The sequence below is a fragment of the Pseudomaricurvus sp. ABR4_320 genome, assembly GCF_056159445.1.
Window position 1 is genome coordinate 350123 of record NZ_JBSWVF010000002.1, and the last position, 25094, is coordinate 375216.

Consider the following 25094-nt stretch of genomic DNA (forward strand, 5'->3'; position numbering starts at 1 on the left):
GGTTAGTGACGAATGGCTTGGATATCGTTACGGCTACCGGTGAGAATCTCTTTTGATCTGAGCCTGGGGTGTAGGTAGAGCATCACCCTTGCCGTGATCGCTTCCGCAAAAGCGGCGTCATTGATATGGCAAGGTAGGGTCTGTAGGTCGACCCTCTCAGGCAGGCTCTCTTGTAAGAGTTGGGCGAGTATTGGCGGTTGAGATTTATCTTGAATGTGGCCTTGATCACTGTCGTGAGCGGAGAACCCCTCCAGCGGAACAAAAAAACTGACAGGCCCCTGTCCTTCACTGATCACGTCTGCCATATGGTGAGCGAGCTTACGCAATTCTGGCTCTTCTGTGCGAACGGCTGTCAGCGCCGGATTGTGGATGTGGTATCGCTTGCCAGGAAACTGCTGTCGCGCTGCATCGATCGGGCCTGCGATAATGAAATCGACGTTGCCTGGGGCGAAGATTGTAGGAATGCCTCGACGAATGGCTGGGCGACAACGGTCGGGACCGGCAGAGCACAGGCCATCATTAAGCAGGTCGTTGATCTCACTGAGGGACAGATCGATAACGGCATCAACAGCTTGCTCGCTGGCCAGTTCGTCAAACGTTTGCCCTCCAGCGCCGGAAGAATGGAAAATCACGACTTCAATGCCGTTGTCTTGCAGTGATTCGCGAATCTTTCTGGCGCAGCTTTCGGTTGTGCCCAGTGTCGTCATCAGGACCAATGGATGGTCTTCGCCAGTCTCTTGCCAATCAGCCAACACAGGACCCGCGAGCGCGGCGGCAGCATTGGCAAAGACTCGGCCGGTAATTTTATTGATGCCGGCAATGTCAGCGACAGATGGCACCATCATAATGTCTTTGGTGCCAACAAATGGGCGAGTCATGCCAGATGCCATTGTCGATACCATGACTTTCGGCATGCCAAAGGGGAGAGCGCGCATTACGGCGCAAGCGAGGGATGTACCCATGGAGCCACCGATACCAATGACACCTTTGATTTTCCCTTGTGCGGCAAGTTCACGAGCACAGATCACCGCGCCTCGAATCATTTGATCCAGACATTTGCCTTCGTGCTTTAATGCTCGGATATCCTCGACGGTGGTGCCCGCTGCTGCTGCGACTAACTCTGGTGGAATTTCCGCGGGACTCTTTTCTTGGAGACGGATACTGGCATCCAGGTGGATGACATTAAGACCTGCGCCCTCTAGCTTGTGGCGAACATAGTCACCTTCTGCCCGCTTGGTGTCCGACGTCACAATCATCAACACACTAGGTTTATTATCCATATTATTCACCTGTTATTTGGCGTTGTCGTTGGCCAATGTGCGTGTGATGATCCTACCCTTTACCGGAACACTCCTCTGTTGATACAGTCGTTCGCGAAGATGGAATTCGCTCGGGTTTAGCGCCTAACTGAGTGTGTAGTCAGCACTCGTCGCGGCAAAATCAACAAAGTAGTTTAGGGCGTCGGGGTCGCGCATCGCGCTCACATTAGCGGCTTTTTCAAAGGGTACACCCATCAAAATTTTTCTAACGGGTACCTCCATTTTCTTTCCGGTCAACGTTGTTGGTATCGTGCTGACCGAATAAATCTTGTCGGGTACATGCCTAGGCGTGCATTTCTCCTTCAGAGTTCTTTTAATATCCGTTTGCAGAGCGTCATCCAGATTCGCTCCCTCGGCTAACTGGATAAACAGCGGCATAAAAAATTGTCCGCCGGGCAAATCCAGATTAACAATGATCGAGTCAGTGATTTCGGGCAGGGTATCCAGTGCTCGGTAGATTTCTGCCGTACCAATACGAATGCCGTAGCGGTTGAGCGTTGCATCTGAACGGCCATGCATAAAGCAGCCATTCCGCGCATTGATTCTAATAAAGTCGCCGTGGCGCCAGATGCCAGGAAAGAGGTCAAAGTAGCTGTCGTGGTAACGTTCATTGTCCGTATCTCCCCAAAAACCCACAGGCATAGAAGGCATGGGTTGGGTGATGACCAATTCGCCAACTTCATCGGTAACGGACCTGCCGTTATCACTATATGATCGAGCAGCAACGCCAAGGCAGGGGGCCTGAATTTCACCGGCTCGTACCGGTAAAATGGGTACGCCGCCAACAATACCGCTGCACACGTCTGTGCCTCCACTGCCGGATGCGGTCCACAGATCTTCCTTGACGTATTGATAGGGCCAGGCGCTGATTTCCGGGCTGACAACGGATCCTGTCAACATAATTGCCCGCAGAGAAGACAAGTCGAAACGTTCTTTGGGAACAATACCCTGGCGTCTCATGATCTCAACAAAGGTTGGGCTGGAGCCGAAAAAGCTGGCTTTGCTGTCCTGTACCATTCGCCAGAGAACATCGACATCGGGAAACGAGGGGTTGCCGTCGTAGAGTACAGGAATCGCTCCGGTTAACATCACGCTGGCGAGGGCATTCCAGACCATCCAACCGGTGGTCGTGTAGAAGAATACGACGTCGCCACGCTGATTATCCATGTGGAAGTTCTGGGTTTTCAGCTGTTCCATCAAGATGCCACCGTGGCAATGAATGATGGGTTTGGGAAGGCCTGTGGTGCCAGAGGAAAACAGTATCCACAAGGGGTGACTGAAAGGAACCTGAGCAAATTGGAAGTGGGCTTGGCCGGGATCGTCACGCTCAACCAGTGCTTCCCAGGTTTTAACGTCGACAGCGACCTGTTCAAAAATAGTTGCATCCGGTTTGCGTTGCTGCGGATTCCCTACCAGTATCAGTTGTTCAAGTGAGTCCAGCTGTTTGGCGATGTCGACAACTTGCTGTTGACGATCAAAATACTTGCCGCCGTATTCATAACCGAGGCTGGCAAAAATCAGTTTCGGGGTGAGCTGCTGAACTCTATCCAGTACGCCATTAACGCCAAAATCCGGCGAACAACTTGACCAGATTGCCCCGATGGCCGCTGTCGCCAGCATGGCGACCATGGTTTGGGGCAGGTTTGGCAGGTAAGCGACCACTCTATCACCGGGTTCAATACCTGCTTCTCGGAGTACTGTGGCAACGCGGCGTACGTCACTGGCGAAGCTGTCCCAGGAGAGCGCCTGCAGAGGTTCACGCTCATTCAAATGCAAAAGCGCAGGTGCCGCCTTGGTGGCGTTACGCAGAATGTGTTCCGCGTAGTTGATGCGAGCCCCTGGGAACCAGTCCGCGCCGGGCATGATTCGCTCTTTCAGTACACATTCTGGCTGAGCTGAGGTATTGATTTCGAAATATTCCCACAGGGATCCCCAAAAGGCTTCAACCTCCGTAACTGACCATTCCCATAGGTCTTGGTAGCCATCAAAGGTTAAATCGCGTTCGGACGCTAGCCACTGCATATAGCGGGCAAGACTGGTGCTCGCCAGGTACTCCTGAGTTGGAGTCCACAGTAATTCTCCCTCACAAATTTCCTTGCTGGGGGAGATTGGGGTCTGATCATTCATCCACGTTCTCCAGCCGTATGCTCTTGTCTTTATTGTTGATCTGACGCCGGTCGAATCACGATTGCATGGCGGCAGTGTAGGTGTCGCCGTAAGTTAACGTAAAGGCTGGAACCTGACAATTTCACTCAGTGAAACGCCGAGTTTCAAAATTATCCCGGTCTTTGTGGGCCGTTTTCAGTGGGCTGAAGAGACATGCCTGACGGGTTTTAACCTCTGCAGTGAACGTCATTTTCGACGGAGCGGGACGACCACCTATAAGAGCAATAGCCACCGGGTTTGAAGAGGGGGTGATATTCCGCTGGCCGTAATTTAAGTCATCGTTTGAGGCATAGTTTTTCTGGCGGAGTGGGTGTAATCTGAATGTATTTGCCGCGGATTGCTTTCTCTAAGCAAATTTCTGCTACACTTCGGCAAAAATACAGAGCGCCAAGTCTTGACCTGTTGACGGTGAAGCAGGGCATAAGCCATGTTCCTGAAGCCTTGTGGGATCCGTTTATCGAGGCGCTCTGACGATAAAATCCTTGCTCTGGATGCTATAACAATAATTGGAGAACCAAGATGCACTATCACTCTGTGATAAAACCTCTCTGTCTTTCACTTTCCTTACCCTTTGTGGTGTCTCATTACGCCAACGCCGCGGCCCTTGAGGAGATCGTGGTTACGGCTCAGAAGCGTGAGCAGGATATGCAGGACGTCAGTCTGGCCGTCAGCGCCATGAGTGGTGACCAGTTGGCAAATGCCCAGATTAACAATTTGGAAGATCTCCAGGTGATGGTTCCGGGTATGACCTTTGGTAATGACTTTAATTTTGCCAAGATATTTATTCGCGGCGTGGGAATGAGCAGCTCATTTGCCGGTATTGACCCTTCAGTCGCGTTACATGTAGACGGCGCCGTTATTTCCCAGGCGGCAGCACAGTTTACCTCTTTGTACGATCTCGAGCGCATGGAAGTTCTTCGCGGACCCCAGGGCACTCTCTACGGTCGCAATGCCACGGGCGGCTCGGTTAATTTGATCACCGCCAAGCCAACCGAAGAATTTGAGGGTTACACTCGCGTCACAGTGGGGGGGGATGATCTTGATTTAATTGGTGAGGCTGCTGTCAGTGGTCCCTTGACCGAGACGGTTCTCGGGCGCTTGGCCATTCGTTATCAGGACAGAGATGGCTATGGTGAACATACGGGAACGGGAACGGAAATTGACGATGCGAACAAGCAAGGGGCGAGAGGACAATTAAATTTCATTCTCAGTGACAATGTTGAAAACCTGATTGGTGTTGAGTATTACCGTGAAGATGAAAATTCCAAAGCGGTCAAATTTGTGCGGGCGTCTTTTCCTGATACCACCAATCCAGGCTTACAGGCAATCGGTTATCCTGATGTCTCAGTCAATTCACGGGATGTCGGCGGTGATTTTGTGCCTGCTTCAGCACTGGAAACGACGTCAGTAACCAACACCTTGACGTGGGATGTTAGTGATTTGCTCAGTGTGAAATCCATCACCAATTGGCGTAAATTCTCCAATATGATTCTGCAGGATTTTGATGTTTCCGATACCGTCAATGGTGATTTTCCTCCCGCGCTAACCTCCACAACGCAGTTGCAAACCATCGACAACGAACAGGTGTCGGAAGAACTGCAATTCAATCTTAATGGAGACCGGTGGCGAGGATTGTTTGGGCTCTATTACTTTACGGACGATATCGACAGTCGGGTGATTATTGGCAGAGACCCGATAGGGCAGCAGGCTCGCAGTCGTGTGTTTGTCTTGGCCAATCTGCAAGTGGATGCTTACGCAGCCTTTACGAATTTTTCGTATGACTTGACCGATTCCGTCGCGCTCAAGCTTGGCGCTCGCTATTCTCACGAGGAGAGGGAAGTCAATAATCTGTTTGGTGTTGCATCGCCGGTCGATACGGAAGCTCAGTTTGATCCCTATAAAAACGATGAGAAATCTTACGAGGCGTTGACGCCGGAGCTGGGTATTGAATATCGAACACAGGGAGGTTCGTTGTTCTATGCCACCTATTCCGAGGGTTTTAAAGCTGGGACAGCGAATCTGGGCGAGCGCAGCCCATCATTGATCGATGAAGAAACCATCGAGAATCTGGAATTTGGTTTTAAAGGAAATTTTTTGGAAGATTCCATGCAACTCAATATTGCTGCCTTTATGTACCAAGTGGACGATGCTCAATTTGATCGAACCTTTCCGATTCCCGTACCGCCATATTTTTCGGCTCGACTGGAGAACGCCGCAAAGACTGATGGTCGCGGTATCGAAATTGAAAGCCGCTGGTCGCCGATTGAAAATCTCACCTTGGATATGAATGCCACATTTTACGATATTGAATTTGACGAGTTCGAGTCTTTGGATCCGTTGAACGAAGATTTGTTTGGTGCCGATAGTACCAGCGTACAGGCAGAGGATCTTTCCGGTAATGTCCCTCGTAACACCCCTGAATGGTCTTATAACCTACATGTCGGCTACGACATTCCCCTGGCAACGGGTGGCTTAGTGACATTGGGGACTAACGTCGCCGGTAAAGGTGAGCAGTTTTATACTGAGTTTAATGACCCTGTAATGGGGGCGGATGCCTACACCATCGTCGACGCGAATATTTTGTTTACCTCGCCAGATGAAAAAATGACGATCAACTTTTGGGGTAAAAACCTAACGGATCGTAGGGTGCTTGGCGGCTCCTATGCCATTGCCACCAGCCGTACGATAACGGGCACATATTTACCGCCCCGCTCTTATGGCATAACGGTTGGTTACCATTTTTAAGCGGCATCTCTATTCGTCTGCTATCGAGGCTATTCCATAGGATAGCCGCTTCTTTGGGCATTGTGTCCGCGATCAAAATGCGCTGTTGTATTTATGTTATGTTATAACATAGTATTGAAGGCCTAAGACATTGAACTTTGGGATCGCCCATCGATGGTAAAGGGATTTCGTGGTGTGAAAGGCTTCCGTGCTAGAGATACGCAGTTTGACTTGGACTTAAAAAATCTATTGGTTGCAATGACTTTAGCAGCATCACCCGTACTCGATGCGGAAGAAACCGGTTCGCGCCAAGAAAAAATGGAAACCATGACGGTCACAGGTACCCGGACGGAGAAATCTCTGGTCGATGTGCCTGTGTCGATCAGCGTGCAGGAGATGGACCTGCTCATGGCCAAAGGATTTACCTATGGAACCGATGAGTTTCGTGGCATTCCCGGTATTTCTTTTCGCCGGGGAGAGGGTGATGGCGATGCGTTTCCGTTTGTTTCTTTTCGCGGTTCAACCGGAACCGAAGGTTATCTCGCGTTAATCGATGGCATTCCGTTTATGGGGGTGTTTGAATCTGCGCCGCTGGATCAAATTCCCTACAGCGTCGTGGATCGGGTTGAAATTGCCAAAGGCCCGGGTTCGACTCTTTATGGACGGGGTGCGGTTTACGGCCTTACCAACTATATCACTAGAGCTCCCGACCGGGACGAAAGTCGGCTGTCGGTGAGTGGAGGCAGTAACGGTTACTGGAAAGCTCAGGGATCGGTTTCCCGGCGTATGGATAATGATGCAGGCCTGTTAATTGACCTCACCCGTGAGGAGTACGACGGTTGGCGGGAAAAAGGTGGCTTTGAACGAACCAACCTTTTTGCCAAGTACGCCATGCCCATTGGCGACGCATCTGAGTTGACCTTCTATGCCAACTATTATGATGTGGTCAAAGGGATACCCAATGGTATCCCGCTGGACAATGATGGCAATCTACTGCCGGTTGCGGGTGGTCGCGAAGCGTTTCTCGGTTACAGAGACCCCGAAGACGATAATCAGACACTCTCGGCAACGGCAAAATTTGATCATGAACTGAGTTCATCTCTGTCCATGTCGACCGCCCTGCAATTGCGTCGCAGTGAGCGAGAGAACAACCTGAATTTTTACGATTCCTTCGGCTTTAATCCCGCAGAGAATATCTACGCGGTCAATGGCTTCAGCTCAGAAAAAGAACAGGATGCTGTGGTGTTTGATTACAGTGTCACTTGGCTTTCTGATCGGCACAGTCTGGTCGCTGGCGTTAGTGCTGACTATGCGCGCTCTGATAATTACGATATGTGGTCCGGGCAGAATGGGTTTACCGCAGAATGTGGTTTTTCTTTCTTCTTAATTGAAATTGACTACACCACGGGAGAAATCGTCAATCGGGATAACCCCTGTTTTGTGCAGGATTTGCCTTACAGTAACAATGTTGTGGAAGACACCTCCTGGGGCGTGTTTGTTCAGGATGAGATTCGGTTAACCGATTCCCTGACAGCGACTCTCGGATTGAGGTACGACTCTTTTGAGCGTGAGGCCAGTTTTGATCCGGTATCGGGCAACTCTGCCAGTGGCGACATGAGTGGTGACGCCGATGCATTTTCGCCCAGGCTGGCCCTGATGTGGCAAACCGAGTTGGGGCAGTGGTATTTCTCTTACGGGCGTGGATTTAATTCCAACTTTGGCGATATCTTTCAATGGAATCCGGCTAACTATGCGAGACCGGAAAACAAGCCGACAACCATAGACAGTTTCGAACTGGGGTGGAAGTACGAATCGGACGACAGACGCTTACTGTCGGAAATTGCCGTCTTTCAGACACTGCAAAAAAATCGCCGGCAGACGGTGCCCAACCCCGCGGCGGAATCTGATTATTCTCAACCGTCTAACTTGATTACCTTTGGCCAGCGGTATGAGAGTCAGGGCATTGAGCTGTCTCTGGCTTATGAATTGACCGACCAAATATCTCTGCAGATGACGGCCAGTCATATTGAGCCGGAATGGGATGAGTATCTGATTAACAGCTACGGTACGGTATCCGACTTATCCGGCACCACGCCGGTAGGTGTTGCTGAAAATACCGTCTATTTCTCCTTCGCCCACAGGCCGATAGCTTGGTTGGAGTGGCGGGCATCCTACGAATTTTACGATGACTACGAAATTACCCAGGACAATCGCGTCTCGGGTGGTCAGTATGATCTGTTAACGCTGGGATTGGATATCATGCCGGCCAGCTGGTCTGGCACCAAGCTGTCTTTTACCGCGACCAACGCGCTGGATGATGAGTACTACTTTTACTTTGGTGATACAACCGCGCCAACGTATGCAACGCCAGGACCGGAAAGAGAGTTAAGGGCTTCGCTGGAGTTTGTCTGGTGAGTCGATGGTTTTGTGCCTGGCTGATATGGGGGACAGTACTCACCGGTTGTGGTTCAGGCGATGACCCCGAAGCGACACAATCCTCTTCATCGAGTGAAACATCTGAACACTCCGTTGGGCCGAAGAGTGGCGTGATGGCCGCGGGCATGGAGTCGATTCCTGTTCCCCTGGACTACGCAAAAACGTTTTCGTTAACGCGTGTCGGCGACGTTTGGGTCGTAGATTTACAGGCATCGATTGCGACTTGGGGTGGGGCCGCGGATGGCCCCGAACAGCGCGCACAAATCCTTCTTGTGCCGAAGAATACGCCTATGCCCGATCTCTCGGGCACCTTGGCGGATGCCCAGGTTTTGCGCATTCCGGTTGATCGTATTGCTGTCAATATGGCGCCTTTTGAGGCCATGCTCACAGCGTTAGATGTCGATGATCGCCTGGTTGCTGTCGGTGGTCCCAAATCCTATAACGATGACATTCGACAGCGTGTACTTGCCGGAGAGATCGCTCAGATCGGGTATGGCTGGCATATGCCACCCGTGCTGGATGCCCTGCTTGGAGCAGCGCCGGACGTGTTGCTGATGTCCATGGGCGATCTCAGTCATGCCGCGCAGATGACGCGTATTCGGGGTTTGGATGTTCCGGTCTTTCCCATGTTTATCAATTCCGAGCCCCATTACCTCGGCAAGGTTGAATATCTTCTGCTGATGGGGCTGTTGACCGGTCGCTATGGGGAAGCACAGGTCTTTGTTGAATCGGTGGTAAATCGGGTCGACGCATTAAAAGCGGCCGCAGCACAGAGACCCACCAAAAGTGTCATTTCCGCCTGGTATAGCGGCAGTGGTCGCTGGATGGCCACCGTGCGCAATTCCGAGGCGGCGCTGTTACGTGATGCCAATGGGCGCAATCTATTGGAAGAACCAGATGATCCCCGTCGCGATGAATTTCAAAAACTCAGTACCGAGCAGATAATACTTCAAGGCGCGGAAGCGGAATGTGCCATTCTGCGTGACAGCCATTCTCAGGCTTTTACCGACCAGAAAACCCTGGCGCTATTTCGCGCTTATCGCGATGGCTGTGTCTTTGCGATTGATGGCATGAACAAGCCGAAAGCCGATGCCTTTGACTATTATGAGGGCGCGGTTTTGCGTCCTGATCGTGTGCTGGCGGATCTGGTTCACATGCTGCATCCAGAGCTGCCAGAGCAGGGGCCTTTTCAATACATTCAGCCGGATACCCAGATGTATGATCACTAGTCGCAGGCCTCTTATAGGACTCACGGGACTGGGTCTGCTTATTCTCGTCCTAGTGGGGGCGTCGCTGAGCATTGGCCAGGTTATGCTGGATATGAATTCCGTCTTCAGCGCACTGTTCGGTGGGTCTGACAATACAGCTGTCGAGCATATTGTCGCCAACATCCGTTTGCCGCGGATTGTTATGGCCATTGTTGCAGGTGCCGCCCTCGGAGTAGCTGGCGTGCTTATGCAAACACTGTTTCGCAATCCGATGGCCGACGCCTGGTCCCTGGGGCTGACCGCCGGAGGTCAATTGGGGGTGGCAACGGCGGTGGCTGCGGCGGGATTCGTGGGTCCTGCGGCCATCGCGTTTATTCAGCTGTTTGATGGGATTAGTTTAACCTTGGCAGCGGGGCTGGGGGTGCTGCTTGCGGCGATGGGGATGATGGCTCTGTCCCGCCGGGTTGGGACGATTTCATTGCTGGTGGTGGGGTTGATGCTCGGTTTCTCGGTGCAGGGACTGGTCAGCGTCATCATTCACTTTGCCAATCGTGTTGGCGCCAAAGTGTATTCCGGTTGGGCGGACGGCAGTTTCGCCTCTGCTACGTTTGACCATATCGCCATGATGCTGCCACCAATAGTGGTCGGGTTAGCACTCGCGGTTGCGAATAGTAAAGCGCTGACCAACCTGTTGCTCGGAGAAACCTACGCGCGCAGTTTAGGGACGGATGTGGCGAAATTACAGCGTCTGACGTTGTTGGCCGTGGTGCTGTTGGTCGCACCGGTTACCGCCTATTGTGGGCCCATCACCTTCCTCGGTTTGATTGTGCCGCATCTCGCCCGGGCGGTTTCCCGCTCGGCCAGTATATTGGGGTTGTTACCACTTGCGGCGGCCGCCGGAGCCGCCCTGGCGCTGGCGGCGGATCTGGTTGTTAATTTGCCCTGGCAGGTGCATTTTCTGCATTTAAATGCGGTGCTAGGCTTGATCGGCGCACCCGTAGTCATTTTTTTATTGGTCTTTTCACCGATAGTCAGGCGTCAAGCATGATCGAACTCAAGGGACTCAGTGTCGGTTACGGTAACAGCGACAATCCGGTGATCCGTGCCCTCGATCTGAGCGCTGCTGCTGGCCAGTTTATTTGTCTGTTGGGACGCAATGGCACGGGTAAATCGACGTTGTTGCGCACTCTGGCGGGACTGCAACCGCCTCTGCTGGGGGAAGCATATCTGGAACACCAGAATATTCACCACCTCAAGGGCATCGAACGCGCGCAACAGATTGCCGTGGTGCTGACTGAGCGACAATTTGGTCTGGGACTTACCGTGGACGATGTGGTTGCCATGGGACGCCAGCCTCATACGGGTTGGCAGGGGCGCTTACACGACAGTGATCTGGCCTGCATAAAAAACGCGATTGCGACGGCTGGCGCGTCGCATCTGCTGGGCCGTTACATCAGTGACCTGAGTGATGGGGAAAAGCAACGGGTACTGATGGCCAGAGCCATCGCCCAGGCCCCTAAGCTGTTGCTGCTCGACGAGATCACGGCGTTTCTCGATTTGCCGGGGCGGGTTGACACTATGTTGTTGTTAAAGCGGTATGCAGTGCAGCAGCAGGCCGTCATTATTCTTTCCAGTCATGACCTGGAGCTCTCCATGCGTCTGGCGGATGACATCTGGCTTCTCGACGGCAAGGGTAATTGTCTCGCGGGGAAACCGGATCAACTGCAGAAGGCGGCAATGGCGGCTGCTTTTGACACTGATACGGTGTATTTTTCCCCGGCAACCCATCAATTCGAATTACGTAATGGATAGCCTTTCGATTATGTTTAGAGGTTGTCGCTGTCTTTAATAATTACCACCAGGTCTCAACCTCCAAACCGATGATCCGCGGTGCATCTAGGGGAGCATAGAAAAGTCCGTCGCTCCCAAAGGCCAGGTTCTCAATAGCCAGTCCGCTGGCGCGGCGCTCGTCTGTTAAGTTTTCACCAAACAAGCGGATACCAAAGGTGTCTGCTTGATAGCCAACTTGTAACCCCCAAATTGACGTTGCCTTTTGTTCAATATCGCCTCGCGCCCGCAACGGCATGGCGCCGGTAAAATTGCCTTCTGCTCGAAAGTAGAGGCCTACTGGCCACTCATAGCGAAGTGACATTCCACCGTCGTATTCAGGAACGAGTTGTACCGGTTGGCCTTTGACGTTCAAGGTTTCGTCCAATTGTAGGCTTTTGTAATCTGCATCCACATAGCCAAAGTGGGCATCGATAGTTAGCGCATCGGATACCAGCCAATTGCTTTCGATTTCAAAACCACGACTGCGAATAGAGGCTTCAGAACTGATATAGTCAGAACTCACCGGTCGGCCGTTGGCGTCATTGGCAATTTGGATTTCCTGCCAATTATCCGATTCGATATGGAAAATAGCACCCGAAATCCTCAGGCGTCTGTCATCAGATTGCCATTTTGCCCCGAGCTCCCGGCTCCATAGGGTTTCACTGTCATAGGTCAAGACAGCCTCATCAACAATACCATCCTGAATGGCGGTTAGGTTAAATCCACCAGGGATATAGCCTTTTGCCGTCGACGCATTGACCGAGAAATTTTCTGAAATCTTATAAACCAAGGACAGCTTGGGTAGCCAGGCATCAAAGGTCTCGTCCAGTTCTGCATCCTGATAGCGGATGATGGTGCCGAGCCCTAAGTCCAGAGAGCCAGACTGCTGTTGAGTCTCGCGTTGTGCACGATCGTAGCGAAGTCCGCCTCCGAACTTGAGTTTGTCGGTCAAATACCAATTAAAAGAACCAAAGATACTGGCGTCGGCGCCTTCTTCTCGTTGAGGGGGCGCCTCGAGGTAATCATTTAGGCCTCCGGCGCCTTGGAGCGTTGATAACTGGCGTATTTCGGATTCTTCGTAGTAGGAGGCGCCAACGATGTAATCAAATTTATCAGAGTCTGGTGATGCAAAGCGAATTTCAAGGTTTTTATAGTCTTCTTCTTCAGCTTCGACACCAGCGACGATTGGCATGGCGGTCAAATCGAAATCAAGACCTTTTGCTTCTTCGTCCAGTTGTCGATAAGAAGCCGCGATATCGATTGAGCCATAATTCAAGCGGTAATTAGCGCTTATCCCGGCGACGAATTCCTCTTCTGTCGTGTATTTGGGGGCGTCCTCATACGCTGTCCAATCGTCCTCAACGCGTCCACCATTGTAATCTTCGGCATAAAGCGCGTTGTATTGGTTGAGGTCAAGGGGCATGTACTGTTGATCGAAAATTCCCGGTGCATCCATGTCCAGCCAATAACTGGTAATATTTACGGTCAAACGATCGGTTGGTGTCCACTTGAGGCGAGCTTGTAAGAAGGTGTCGTTAATTTCACCCGTCTCGCCGGTCGATGTGCCTCTGTTTTTTACATAGGCATCTTCTTCCGCAACGCTGAAGGCTAATGAGCCCGACAAGCCGCGATTATTTAATGGTCCTGAGACATAGCCGTCCGCTTCCAGCGCTGCGCCGGAATCATACTGGCCTCCAGTGACGCGCAAATTTCCTGTGGCGTTTTCGCTGGGCGACTTTGTCGTAACAATGATCAGCCCAGATTCGGTGTTTGCACCATAGAGGGTGCCCTGCGGGCCGCGCAGAACTTCAACGCTTTCTATTTGATTCAGTACCGAATTACTCAGTTCGCGAAAAGGAATTCCATCGATATAGACAGCGGCACGATTGACGATAAAGGGGTTCGATTCTACGCCTCGTACCGTGATGTAAATACTGCCGCGCTGCCCAGATTCGTTGAATTGAACATTCGGTGCCAAATCGTCAATGCGATGGAATTCACGGATACGTGCCCGATCTATCGCTGTGGCATCAAGAATGGTGGCCGACAAATCTGAATCAATCAGTGAGGTATCGCGTTTGCTACCAGTGACAATCACTTCTTCGACTTTTTCATTCGTTGTATTGACTTGAGATCTGTCAGCGTTATCTGAGATTTGTGCCGAGCTATGAGGTGAATACACAAGGTATGCGAATAGGCTTGTGTAGAAAGTGGCGGAGCCCAATCCTTGAATCATAAATCATCTTCCTGAACGAGATAAACAGCATCTTTATGGCACTCTAATGCGGTTTGATCGCCCGTGCTGCTCCGATTCTGACAACTGCTCCATTTTTACCAGAATTGATATATTATAACGTTTCTTGGGGGAGGGTTATTAAAGCACGATGTATTCCGGCCAGAAGATTCTAGATGACTTGGTTTCGGTTCAACCTGAATCGAAAATTGTCGCATCTGGCGATAAATCGGTGATTATGGTGCGGTCTTTCTTTGCCGAGATGAAGGGAGTGTTACAAGCGAGCCAACACCTTAAGCTGGGTCTTTGTTTGTCCGGTGGTGGCAACTTGACGTATTACACCGCGAGCGAGTCAAATTGCTGGCTTTGGCGCCCAGGCACTACCGCTGTTACGGCACCGAATGATGATCGATGTTTTACTTCTCCGAATATTGAAATGCTGGGCATTGCATTGGACCTCTCCAAGATTGCCACATTAAATTCCGAGCAAAATACGGTTCGCGCACTCGAACAATTACCATCGCGAGTCATCAATGATAAGGTGGTCAGATCGGTTGCCCAGGCGCTCTGGTTGGCCGGTGACTTTTACGAGAGTAATACCGCATTTTGGGATGAGGGAAAGTCCATTATTTTACAGCGATTACTCGAGTTGGCTCCGAGCGAGCTGTCAAAATCTGGCGGCCGCTGTCTGAATCGACGTCAGATCAGTTGCTTGAGGGAATTTATTGATCAACACCTCACTCAGGATCTTCGAATCCAGGATTTGGCAAACGCTTTGAATATGGATGAGCGTGGTTTTGTCCGTTTATTCAAAGCTTCTTTCGGTTATGCCCCTTATGTCTTTATCACTCAGCTGCGTGTCGCTAGGTCTCAAGAATTACTCACCCAGGGTGGTTCTGTGATTGATGCCGCTCTTGCGGTGGGCTATGCAAATCCAGGTAAATTCTCTGCCGCATTTCGGCGCGTAGTCGGTTGTACGCCGTCCCAATGGCGACGTGGCCACTCCCGAAAATAACGATCTTTTCTGCTAACCCATTACGAATCCCTCTTTAGGCTTGTCTAGCAGCCTGTTGAAAAATGTTTTCGAGGCAGCAGATGCCTCGCGGATAGGCGTGCTAAAGGCTGCGAGATAGCGATCGCCCGGTTCTCCCAAAGACCATGTCTGTGCACTTATAGCCATTGTTCTGATTCTGTTTGCTCCTCAGACTGCAAGCATTGTCATCTGACACTTTAGGTAAATCTTAAGACCATCGATTTATGCCCTGTCAGAGGCGATCCGTTTGCGGCGGATGTTTCTCATAATTCTAAGACATGCCGCCTTAACACCGTTTTTCGGGAGTTCTCATGGTTCCATATAACATTAACGACGAGAGGGAGAACCAGCTCTCGCTGTTCAAGCGAATGCTGTTAATCCGCAAAGCCGAAGAAACGCTTCGAGACCTGGGGAAAGAAGGTAAGTTTCCCGGTGGCGTTCACCTCTACATCGGGCAGGAAGCGTCGGGTGTCGGCGCTTGCTCGGTACTCAGTGAGCGCGACTGGATCACCAGCACCCACCGAGGTCACGGTCACTTTCTCGCAAAAGGCGGCAACCTAAAAGATATGTTTGCCGAGATCTGGGGCAAGCGAGAAGGCATCTGTAAAGGCATGGGAGGATCCATGCATGTTGCCGATCTTTCCAAGGGAATATTTGGCGCTAACGGCATTGTCGGTGGTGGCTTTGCCATTGCCACCGGCGCGGCATTCGGAACTCATCTGCGGGGTGATGGTCGCGTCAGCATGTGTTGTTTTGGCGATGGTGCTGCCAACCAGGGTGTGTTTATGGAATCCATGAACGTCAGTTCTGCCTGGCAATTACCCACCATCTTTTTTTGTGAAAACAATGGCCTCTCGGAATTTACCGTGTCGTCAACGGTGACCGGCGGCAAACTGGTGGATCGTGCCAAAGCCTTTATGCCTACCGAAATCGTCGATGGTAACGATGTGTTGGCCGTGCAAGCAGCCGTAAAAACTGCGGTTGAGCGCGCTCGCGCGGGCGGGGGGCCATCCTATGTCGAAACCATTACCTATCGGATTCGGGGGCATTTGGAGGCCGAAGCGGCGTTTCTAGGCGGTTACAACTATCGTACTGACGAAGAAATTGCCGCGTGGCAAACCAAAGACAAAGATCCGATCTCCCGTTTTGAAACTGTACTGCTGGACAAGGGCGTGCTTGATCAAGGTGGAATCGACAGCATACATGAAGAGGTTTGTCGCTTTGTCGCCGAAGCTGTGGCGTATGCGGAAAGTTGCGAGGATGCGGATCCAATGTTGCCGTATTCGCTGATGTTTTCTGAGGAGGCCTGATAATGGCGCGCAGACGCTACATACAAGCAATAAACGATACGCTCCATGAAGAGATGGCGCGGGACGACAATATCATCATCATCGGCGAAGATGTGGAGCTGGCAATTTTCGGCGACTGTCGTGGCATTCATGAAAAATTTGGGTCGAATCGCATTCGCAACACACCCATCTGTGAAGCGACAATGACCGGTATGGCTCTGGGCGCAACGTCAGCAGGCTACCACGTTGTTCTGCATATGATGTTTTCCAATTTTCTGTACACAGGTATGGATGCCATTGCCAATCAGATCGCAAAAATGCGACTGATGACCGGTGGTCAAGTGAATATTCCGCTCACCATTATTGCCGGTTATGGTGGCGGCGCATCCAACGCCGCCCAACACAGTGACAGTGCCCATCCCGCGTTGATGAACCTGGGCGGCATAAACGTTGTGATGCCATCAAACTCCGCCGACGCTAAGGGACTTTTGCGAACGGCGTTGCGCAGTAACGATCCGTGCGTTTTTCTGGAGGCGAGCATTCGCGGGGGGCAGATGGGGGATGTTCCGGAAGACGACTACACCATTCCTTTTGGCCAGGCGGCCGTGGCCAGAGAGGGATCGGACATCTCCATTATTTCGATTGGCTCGATGATGAAACCTTCCTTAGATGCCGCCAAGTTATTGTCCGATGACGGTATTGATGCTGAGGTCATTGATTTGCGCACTCTGGTACCTCTCGATGAAGACGCCATTGTGAAGACCCTGGCGAAAACGGGCCGTGTGGTGGTGGTTGATGAATCACGAGACAGCGGCGGTGCCGCCAGCCACATTGCTGCAATCTGCGCCGATAAAGGTTTCTCTCATCTCAAGGCGCCGGTTAAGCGCGTCAATATTCCAAACGTTGCGATTCCCTTTGCGCCGGGTGCTGAAGCTGAAGTCTTGCCGAACAAGCATAAGGTCCGTCAGGCGGTATTGGATTTATTACAGAAGTAGCAGAGGTTGCTCCATGAAGATGACGTTAAAACTCAACCGCGTTGGCATGAACATGCAGGAAGCAACCATTGCGAGTTGGTACAAACAGCCGGGCGATAGTTTTGCACCGGGCGATGCGCTCTACGGTATTGAAACAGAAAAAGTGGTACAGGATGTTGAGGCGACAGCCGTCGGAAAACTGCTGGAAATTATCGTCGGCGAAGGTGAAGACGCCGAGGTCGGCGATGCTATTTGCGTGGTGGAGATCGAAAAATAATCCCCGCTTTTAGGGGCCTGGTTTTGTGCTTACAGAAATCGGGTTAGATAAAAATAACAGCGGAGTTACTATGAATTCTGTATTACAACAGTTCGATATCAGTGGGCGCTCAGCTCTGATAACGGGAGCCGCATCGGGTATTGGTCTGGCAGTCGCCGAGGCCTTGGCCGAATCCGGCGCCAAGGTCACCTTGACGGATCGCAAAGGCGATGTCGCCGAAGCGCGAGCCGAGGCATTGTGTGCTAAGGGATTTGAGGTCCGGGGGACCGGGCTGGATATAACGGATCTTAAACGTACCGAACAGGTGTTTGACGAGCACATGGAAGTGTACGGCGGTCTGGATATCTGTTTTGCCAATGCGGGTACCGGCGCCGGTTCTGGTTGGAAAAATGGTCTCGGCGAGCGAACCGAAGACGGGCAGGTAGACACAGTGCCGCCGGAAATCTGGGACAAGGTGGTGCGGGTGAATATGGACGGTGCCTTTTATACGGTCCGTAACGCCGCGCGTGTTATGAAGCAGGGGGGCAAGCCGGGGTCTATCGTTGTGACAACCTCCAATGCGTCGGAAATTACTGTGCCCATGGTTTGCACCGCCTACATGCTGGCGAAAGCCGGAGCCGCTCATATGGTGCGTAATTTAGCGCGCGAGTTGGCTGGGTTTGACATTCGGGTTAATGCAATTGCGCCAGGGTCGTTTATCACCAATATCGGTGGCGGACACCTGCATAATCCCGATGTGCAAAAAGTGTGGCGGGATATGATTCCTCTCGGGCGCCTTGGTGATGTCGAAAAAATCAAACCGCTAGCGCTGTATTTGGCTTCTGATGCATCCAACTTTATGACCGGGGCAGAGCTTTTTATCGATGGCGGTGTATCTCTCGTCAGCAGCTACTGATGCTGTTTACGTATTCGCGATCTGCAATTGAATCCTAAATCACAATAATAGAGGTGAGAGATCATGTCGATGTCAGGAAGAGTGGTGCTGGTGACCGGTGGTGCCGGCGGCATTGGAGGTGCCTGTGCCAAACGTCTGGCTGGCGATGGTGCGCAAGTGGTCATCACCGATATTGTTGAGGAACAGAAAGGTCAGTCGGTGGCAGAGAGCTTCGGTGGTAGCTATATGCGTCATGACGCGTCCAGTCTGCAGCAGTGGCAGGAAGTTGCCTCAGCTGTCGTTGAGCAGCATGGTGGCATTCACGGATTGGTTAACTGTGCGGGAATTGAAGGCAGCATCAAAGTCGGCGGCTTGGACACAACGGAGGAGGATTGGAAACGCGTCATCGACATCAACCTGAATGGTTCTTTTTGGGGGCTTAAAGCCGTGATGCCGCAGATGCAAAAACACGGCAGCGGCTCTATAGTGCTTCTGTCATCCATCGTTTCTTACATGTGTAATCCTTCCGGTATTGCCTATGGTGCGAGCAAGGCTGGCGTTGCACATCTGGCAAGATCAGCGGCTTATATTGGCGCTCAGGACGGTCATAAAATTCGCTGCAATTCTGTACATCCGGGAATCATAAAATCCCGTATGACCGATAACATTATCGATGAAATCGCTGCGGCGAGCGGCAACAGCGCCGAGGCGGTCGAGACAGAATTCTGCAAACAAATTCCTCTCGGTGAGCGAGGCTTGCCCGACGATGTAGCCGGGCTGGTGAGTTATTTATTGTCCGATGATTCCCGCTATGTCACTGGCTCTGAATACAAAATCGATGGCGGCTGGTCGATGGTTTCGGCGGGGTAGTGCACATCACGCGTTCGCCTTACAAGGGCTTTTCTAAAAATCCCGAGACCATGGTGATAAATATCGAGATGGTTTTGTCGGCATCCTCACTGGATTGACCGTTGGCAGCGATCCACATGGCGGCATTCATTGCTGCGCCATTGATCAACATTGCTGTGATTGTCGGATCGACGGGCTTGAACACCTTGCTGTCGATCAAATGCTCGATCGCTGTTTTCGTCGCCTCCAGGCAGCGATTTTGACTTGGCCAGCGGGATGGATCACCTAACACCGCCGGGCCATCACGCAGCACAATCTGCTGAATTTCCGGATCCAGTGCGCTGCGGATATAGGCGGTTCCCTCTTTTAATAAGCTTCCCCAAACATCCTTCTCTCCGGCGCCGTAGGCTTTAGCCCGTTCCGCCATCTCAGAATCGAGTTGGTCAACAACCGCAGCGAAAAGTCCGCGTTTGTCTCCAAAGTTGTGATACAGGGCTCCGCGTGTCAGTCCGACCTCTGCCGTTAATTTATCCATAGACGCTTTCGCGTAGCCTTCCTCTGCAAACGCTTTTCGTGCTGCGGCGAGTAACTTGATTCTCGTGGCGGCCATCTTTTCTGCTCGTGTCACCATAAATTGCCTCCGTTTGACATACGGCGCGTATTTTATATTGACATACGCCTCGTATCTATTTAATTTGGATACGCTCCGTATGTTAATGTGGGGTGAGTGATTCGTTTCGTTTCTTTATTGTGAATCTGTGAGGTTTTTATGAGTGCTTTTGAAGCGGTATTCCCTAAGCAAAGGCAGGATCTTTATGTAAAAAATGGTTATTCCGCCGCCATTAAGTCTGGCGATTTGCTGTTCGTCTCGGGTCAGGTTGGCAGTCGAGAAGATGGCACCCCGGAGCCCGACTTTGCTCGACAGGTCCGTCGCGCGTTCGAAAACCTGGAAGCCACGTTGGCAGCCGGTGGATGCAGCTTGGAAGACATCGTTGATTTCACCACATTTCACACAGATCCCGAGTCTCAAGTCGAGACTGTTATGGCGGAGCGCAAAAGGGCCTTTCCCTCCGCGCCTTATCCGAATTGGACGGCGGTGGGGGTAACCTGGTTGGCTGGATTCGATTTCGAAATCAAAGTGATTGCGCGTATTCCGATATAAACTTATCGATAAGAACACCTTAACCGCGAGTTTGGATTTTGATAAGGAAGAGTTTGGATTTTGAGATAAATGGATCCCAAAATGGTTATATGGAGGCTGTTTTAGCGATTTATCTCTTGTAATGGATCCACAACTCTTGCTTGTCAGATTCTTCGTCGGTATCCTCCGAGTTAGTAAATCGATAATCATTATGATAAGTGAGGTTGCCATGGCCTGGAAAAAGCATGAGTACGAGGAGATCCCCGGGACCTATGTTTTTGACGGCAAGCGAGCGCACAGCTCCTACGCCCTGAATAAACTCTTCTACTCTTTCAACGATGAAGCCTGTCGCGCCGAATTCGATGCGGATCCCGCCGCCTACTGTGACAAATTCCGTTTACCTGAAGAACACAAAAAACTGGTTGTCGAACAAGATTTCCTCGGCATTCTGCGCGCCGGAGCCAACATTTATTATCTGGCTAAATTCTGTATTCCTCGCGGCGTAACCGTTCAAGATGCGGGGGCGGCGTTTCAAGGAATAACCGGTGACGAATTTCGCGAAAACTTGTTAAAAAACCGCGACGGTTTAGAAGAACGATTAGAACAAGAAGGGGGTTACTGGAATGGCTAAGTTAATCGGCGGTATCACATCATCTCACATCCCGGCGGTAGGGAATGCCATTTCGCAAGGCATCACCCAAGAGCATTACTGGAAGCGTTTTTTCGACGGTTACGAGCCGGTGAAAGCGTGGCTTCAAGAGCAGCAGCCTGATGTCATAATCATTGTTTATAATGACCATGGCTTGAATTTCTTTTTAGACAAAACGCCAACCTTTGCGCTTGGTTGTGCTGACATTTACGAAAATGCTGATGAAGGCTGGGGCTTAAAACCTACAGCGCCTTATGAAGGTGATGCACAATTATCCTGGCACATTGCGGAGTCGTTAATCGAGCAAGAATTCGATATCTGTACCTGCCAGGAAATGAAAGTTGATCACGGGTTTGTCAATCCGATGCGCGCCTTGTTTGGTGATCATGACGTATGGCCGATTAAAACAATTCCCTTGGCAGTCAACACGGTTCAGCATCCGGTACCCAGTGCGCGTCGTTGCTACAAATTGGGTAAAGCACTAGGCAAAGCCATTGAATCCTATCCGGAAGATATCAAAGTTGTGATTGCAGGAACCGGAGGAATGTCGCATCAGTTACAAGGTGAGCGTGCGGGCTTGATTAATGTCGATTATGATATGGCGACGATAGAAAGTGTCATCAGTAATCCTGAGTGGTTTGCAAGTCAAACCAATGACGACATTATGAAAGAAGCCGGTACAGAAGGCATCGAAACCATTATGTGGCTGGTTATGCGCGGCGCATTGAAAGACGATGTGAAATGCCTGCAGAAACACTACCACGCACCCATTTCCAATACGGGTGCCGGAGTTCTGCTGTTGGAAAATACCTGATTTAACGTATCGCGATTATTGCCTCTGTTGCTCGGCAATGGGGGCACTTTCTCTGCAGTGTGTGACATGACGCTGTACGCTTTTATGCCAGCACCTAAGGCATTAATGTAAGAATAACATTCCGGGTCCATCATTGGTTTACCGGGAGAATTATCTGGCTGAAAAAGGATTCCCTTACCGGCCAATAATTGTTATAAGATATAACACAAGCCGGCAGACGTGACTTTATCGTGCCAGGCCCTGGTGAGCTCTGAGAAGTTTCACCCAAACATAACAATTACAGAATGGGTTTGATGTATGAAGAATAATCCCAAGGCCATACTGGCCAATTCTCCCATGAATTCCTTTCAGATCACGGCGGTCTGTATTTGCATTTTTCTCAATGCATTAGACGGGTTTGATGTTCTTGCCATCAGTTTTGCCTCTCCAGGAATCGCAGCCGATTGGGATATTAATCGAGCGGAATTGGGTATCGTTCTCTCAATGGAACTGATAGGCATGGCGGTAGGTTCCATGTTTCTCGGCGGTGTGGCGGATAAGATCGGGCGACGACCGACCATTCTTGGCTGCTTGATTGTAATGACAGCTGGTATGTACCTAGCGGCACTGGCGGACTCTATCGGCAATCTGCTGGTGGTTCGATTTATTACCGGCCTGGGAATTGGTGGTATGTTAGCGGCCATCAATGCGATGGCGGCGGAATATTCGAACAAGAAAAGTAAAAATCTCTGCGTAATTTTGATGGCTGCCGGTTATCCACTCGGGGCTATTTTCGGTGGTGCCGTGGCATCCATGCTGTTAGTCAGTTTTGATTGGCGAGCGGTATTTATTTTCGGTGCTCTGGTCACCGGGGTTGCGCTGATTATTGTCTATTTTCTGTTGCCCGAATCCATCGAGTATCTGGTGGATAAACGCCCAGCCAATGCGCTCGAAAAAATCAACAAAACCTTGGGGCGTATGGGGCACCAACAAATCGATGAGCTTCCACCGCAAGAGCAGCATGAAGGTGCTGCGGAATCTGGTTATCGTCAGCTGTTTTCCAAAGGGCTTCTGTCCGTCACCATCGTGCTGACATTTGCGTATTTCTTCCACATCATGAGTTTCTACTACATCATTAAGTGGATTCCCAAAATTGTAGTCGATATGGGCTTTGCCGCGTCGACTGCAGGTGGTGTATTGGTTTGGGCAAACGTTGGCGGTGCCTTAGGGGCTGCCATCATCGGCGTGCTGGCGACCAAATTGGATCTGCGAAAATTGATCATGAGCGTCATGTTCGTCGGTTTTATCATGATCTGTGTTTTTGGCTTGGGCCAAGAAACCATTGTTCAACTCGCCCTGATCAGCGCCATTGCTGGATTCTTCAACAACGCCGCTGTGGTCGGACTTTACGCCTTACTTGCGCAGTATTTTCCTGCATCGGTACGCGCCTCTGGTACCGGTTTTGTCATTGGGTTGGGGCGTGGCGGTGCCGCACTGGGTCCGATGATTGCCGGCTTCCTCTTCGCCAGCGGCTTCGATCTGTTCCCGGTTTCTGTCGCGATGGGAATGGGGGCATGTTTGGCGGCAATTACGTTGATGTTTCTGCGCAAACATGAAGAGCCGGTTTCCGCGTCGTCATCTGGCGTGGTTGCAGAGCAACGAGGTTAGTCTGTCTAGATGAGTGGCTGCTCTTCCGGAATAGCCACAAGCTCACATCTATTAAAGTGTAAACTCAAACTCCGCGCCTGCCTGGCGTAATTCTTCTTTGATTATCGACAGTCCTCTGTCTAAGGCTGCCAGGCTGGTGTCTCCGCCGAGACAGAAGCGAATCGCTTGCGGTGCGGGGTAGTGTCCGGCAGCAAAGGCTGTAGATGGCTTCGTTAGTACCGACTGCCGCTGTAGGGATTGGCAAAATTCTTGAGCCCGACGCGGTTCGGGTAGCAGTAGCCAAATGTTCAAGCCGTGGGGTTGGGCATAAAATTGTTGATCAGCAAGCCTATCGGCAGCCAATCGATGGCGTTCAAGCAGTGCGAGACGCTGGTTGGCAATGAGCTTTTCTGCAGTGCCTTGCTCGATCCACTGGCCGGCGATCTCTGCCATAAGCGGTGGTGTCATCCAGCCACTGGCGCGAATGGATGTGGTGATATTTCGTTCAAGAGGTTTCGGCGGCAGACAATAGCCAACTCGCAAACCGCCGGTGAGCGCTTTTGAGGTGCCTGTCACCAATACGGTGATATCTGGATGACGTTCCGCCATCGAAGGAATCGACGGATCGCTCAGGCAACCGAGAATATCATCATCAATTATCCATAAGCTGTGTCGTCTGGCGATCTCAGCCAGTTGATCCATACGCTGCAACGATGTCGTTTCGCAGGACGGGTTGTTGATGCGGGAATTCATGTAGAGGACACGGGGTTTGTAGCGGGCGCAGGCACTGTTGAGTGCGTCTGGAAGTATGCCTTCGTCATCACTGTCGAGCCCGATATGACGCACGCCAATCTGCTGTGCGCTGAGAATAAATCCAGGATAAGTCAGTCCTGCCGACAGTACCGTGTCACCGGCGCGACAGAGTGCTGCGGTAACCGTGTGGAAGCCATGCTGTCCGCCGTTGGTCAGAAGCAGTCTGTCCATGTCTCCGGTGCTGATGCCGGACAACTCCAGCCAACGTAATCCCGCCTCCCTGTGATGAGTGAGCCCTCCAGGTGTCTGGTATTCCAGTAGTCGCTTGAGCAGGCCAGGGTTTTGCTGCAAGCCAGCCAGTGTCTCAGCCAACAGTTGGGCTTGCCCCTGATTGAGCGTGAGGCTGAAACTGAGATCGATGGTGCTGTCAGGTTGCTCATGGCCAATCACAAAATCTTCGGATTCGTTAAAACGACGCACGAAGGTTCCGCTGCCAACCTTAGAGGCAATAAGCTGTCGTTTCTCTGCTTCCGCGTAGGCTCGAGTTACTGTGCCCACGGTCACGTTGAGTCGATCGGCGAGGGCCCGGTGAGTTGGGAGTTTTTCTCCGGGCGACAGTAACCCTTGAGCGATGGCCTCTGCAATGGCATTGGCCAGCGCCTGATATTTGGGGATGCTGGGATCCAGTTGTTGGGGTGTCCAAATTGTCATGGTGACAAAAAAATCATTGACCGTAAAATTGTCTGCATTAGACTGAGCTTAATCGATACACTTCTTGCGAAAAACCTTTTCTCAGCCTCATATTTGGAGGTTTAGGGTTTTTATCGCCGGAATAAAGCTCAATCTTTAAATTGTATGCATACAATTTAAGCGGAAAATCCAATGAAGGCAAGAGGAGA

The 25094-nt window shown here is 51.3% G+C and carries 20 protein-coding genes; 15 read left to right on the top strand and 5 right to left on the bottom strand.

Features of this window, described 5'->3' with window-relative positions:
- Positions 1-2: 2 nt before the first annotated feature.
- Entirely contained in the window at positions 3-1280 is a 1278-nt protein-coding gene (locus tag ACXAFR_RS04735; RefSeq protein WP_475172767.1) for a Tm-1-like ATP-binding domain-containing protein, read from the bottom strand.
- A 123-nt stretch (positions 1281-1403) separates the two neighbouring features.
- On the bottom strand, positions 1404-3446 hold the full coding sequence (locus ACXAFR_RS04740) for an acetoacetate--CoA ligase (protein WP_475172773.1): 2043 nt from the start codon (positions 3444-3446) through the stop codon (positions 1404-1406).
- Positions 3447-4004: 558 nt separating this feature from the next.
- Between ACXAFR_RS04740 and ACXAFR_RS04745 the strand changes: the two genes are divergently transcribed.
- The 5 genes from ACXAFR_RS04745 (at position 4005) to ACXAFR_RS04765 (ending at position 11665) form a co-directional block, all read left to right on the top strand.
- Positions 4005-6230: a TonB-dependent receptor gene (locus ACXAFR_RS04745; RefSeq protein ID WP_475172776.1), complete on the top strand. Its 2226-nt coding sequence runs from the start codon at positions 4005-4007 to the stop codon at positions 6228-6230.
- Between the two features lie 153 nt (positions 6231-6383).
- The gene (locus ACXAFR_RS04750) at positions 6384-8624 is read left to right on the top strand and encodes a TonB-dependent receptor (protein WP_475172779.1); all 2241 of its coding nucleotides are present in this window, start codon (positions 6384-6386) and stop codon (positions 8622-8624) included.
- Positions 8621-9874, top strand: a complete 1254-nt coding sequence (locus tag ACXAFR_RS04755; protein WP_475172782.1) for an ABC transporter substrate-binding protein — start codon at positions 8621-8623, stop codon at positions 9872-9874. Before ACXAFR_RS04750 ends, ACXAFR_RS04755 begins: the two co-directional genes overlap by 4 nt.
- On the top strand, positions 9864-10901 hold the full coding sequence (locus ACXAFR_RS04760) for a FecCD family ABC transporter permease (RefSeq protein WP_475172788.1): 1038 nt from the start codon (positions 9864-9866) through the stop codon (positions 10899-10901). The genes ACXAFR_RS04755 and ACXAFR_RS04760 overlap by 11 nt, the downstream gene beginning before the upstream one ends.
- Positions 10898-11665, top strand: coding sequence for an ABC transporter ATP-binding protein (locus ACXAFR_RS04765; RefSeq protein ID WP_475172795.1), 768 nt, complete (start codon positions 10898-10900; stop codon positions 11663-11665). Before ACXAFR_RS04760 ends, ACXAFR_RS04765 begins: the two co-directional genes overlap by 4 nt.
- A gap of 40 nt (positions 11666-11705) precedes the next feature.
- Here the strand turns inward: ACXAFR_RS04765 and ACXAFR_RS04770 are convergent, their stop codons facing one another.
- A complete protein-coding gene (locus ACXAFR_RS04770; protein ID WP_475172798.1) occupies positions 11706-13919 on the bottom strand; it encodes a TonB-dependent receptor in 2214 nt (737 codons plus the stop codon).
- Positions 13920-14067: 148 nt separating this feature from the next.
- Here ACXAFR_RS04770 and ACXAFR_RS04775 point away from each other — a divergent pair, with 148 nt between their 5' ends.
- The 6 genes from ACXAFR_RS04775 to ACXAFR_RS04800 all read left to right on the top strand — a co-directional run bounded on the left by ACXAFR_RS04775 (position 14068) and on the right by ACXAFR_RS04800 (position 19233).
- Complete coding sequence (locus ACXAFR_RS04775) at positions 14068-14931, top strand: helix-turn-helix domain-containing protein (RefSeq protein WP_475172802.1); 864 nt, start codon at positions 14068-14070, stop codon at positions 14929-14931.
- Between the two features lie 329 nt (positions 14932-15260).
- Complete coding sequence (locus tag ACXAFR_RS04780) at positions 15261-16259, top strand: thiamine pyrophosphate-dependent dehydrogenase E1 component subunit alpha (protein WP_475172806.1); 999 nt, start codon at positions 15261-15263, stop codon at positions 16257-16259.
- A gap of 2 nt (positions 16260-16261) precedes the next feature.
- The gene (locus tag ACXAFR_RS04785) at positions 16262-17233 is read left to right on the top strand and encodes an alpha-ketoacid dehydrogenase subunit beta (protein ID WP_475172812.1); all 972 of its coding nucleotides are present in this window, start codon (positions 16262-16264) and stop codon (positions 17231-17233) included.
- Positions 17234-17246: 13 nt separating this feature from the next.
- Positions 17247-17489 (top strand): lipoyl domain-containing protein, encoded by a 243-nt coding sequence (locus tag ACXAFR_RS04790; RefSeq protein ID WP_475172819.1) that lies wholly within the window; start codon positions 17247-17249, stop codon positions 17487-17489.
- Positions 17490-17559: 70 nt separating this feature from the next.
- A complete protein-coding gene (locus tag ACXAFR_RS04795) occupies positions 17560-18384 on the top strand; it encodes an SDR family NAD(P)-dependent oxidoreductase (RefSeq protein WP_475172823.1) in 825 nt (274 codons plus the stop codon).
- 63 nt (positions 18385-18447) lie between these two features.
- Positions 18448-19233, top strand: a complete 786-nt coding sequence (locus ACXAFR_RS04800) for an SDR family NAD(P)-dependent oxidoreductase (protein ID WP_475172826.1) — start codon at positions 18448-18450, stop codon at positions 19231-19233.
- A 19-nt stretch (positions 19234-19252) separates the two neighbouring features.
- On the opposite strand, the gene ACXAFR_RS04805 is transcribed toward ACXAFR_RS04800, so the two are convergent.
- Positions 19253-19843, bottom strand: a complete 591-nt coding sequence (locus tag ACXAFR_RS04805) for a TetR/AcrR family transcriptional regulator (protein ID WP_475172832.1) — start codon at positions 19841-19843, stop codon at positions 19253-19255.
- A 138-nt stretch (positions 19844-19981) separates the two neighbouring features.
- On the opposite strand from ACXAFR_RS04805, the gene ACXAFR_RS04810 reads away from it, so the two are divergent.
- The 4 genes from ACXAFR_RS04810 to ACXAFR_RS04825 all read left to right on the top strand — a co-directional run bounded on the left by ACXAFR_RS04810 (position 19982) and on the right by ACXAFR_RS04825 (position 23463).
- Positions 19982-20374: a RidA family protein gene (locus ACXAFR_RS04810; protein ID WP_475172839.1), complete on the top strand. Its 393-nt coding sequence runs from the start codon at positions 19982-19984 to the stop codon at positions 20372-20374.
- Positions 20375-20564: 190 nt separating this feature from the next.
- Positions 20565-20984: a protocatechuate 3,4-dioxygenase gene (locus tag ACXAFR_RS04815; protein WP_475172842.1), complete on the top strand. Its 420-nt coding sequence runs from the start codon at positions 20565-20567 to the stop codon at positions 20982-20984.
- The gene (locus tag ACXAFR_RS04820; protein ID WP_475172846.1) at positions 20977-21816 is read left to right on the top strand and encodes a class III extradiol dioxygenase family protein; all 840 of its coding nucleotides are present in this window, start codon (positions 20977-20979) and stop codon (positions 21814-21816) included. The genes ACXAFR_RS04815 and ACXAFR_RS04820 overlap by 8 nt, the downstream gene beginning before the upstream one ends.
- Positions 21817-22113: 297 nt before the next feature.
- Positions 22114-23463: an MFS transporter gene (locus ACXAFR_RS04825; protein WP_475172849.1), complete on the top strand. Its 1350-nt coding sequence runs from the start codon at positions 22114-22116 to the stop codon at positions 23461-23463.
- 51 nt (positions 23464-23514) lie between these two features.
- Here the strand turns inward: ACXAFR_RS04825 and ACXAFR_RS04830 are convergent, their stop codons facing one another.
- A complete protein-coding gene (locus ACXAFR_RS04830) occupies positions 23515-24906 on the bottom strand; it encodes an aminotransferase-like domain-containing protein (RefSeq protein ID WP_475172852.1) in 1392 nt (463 codons plus the stop codon).
- Between the last annotated feature and the right edge of the window lie 188 nt (positions 24907-25094).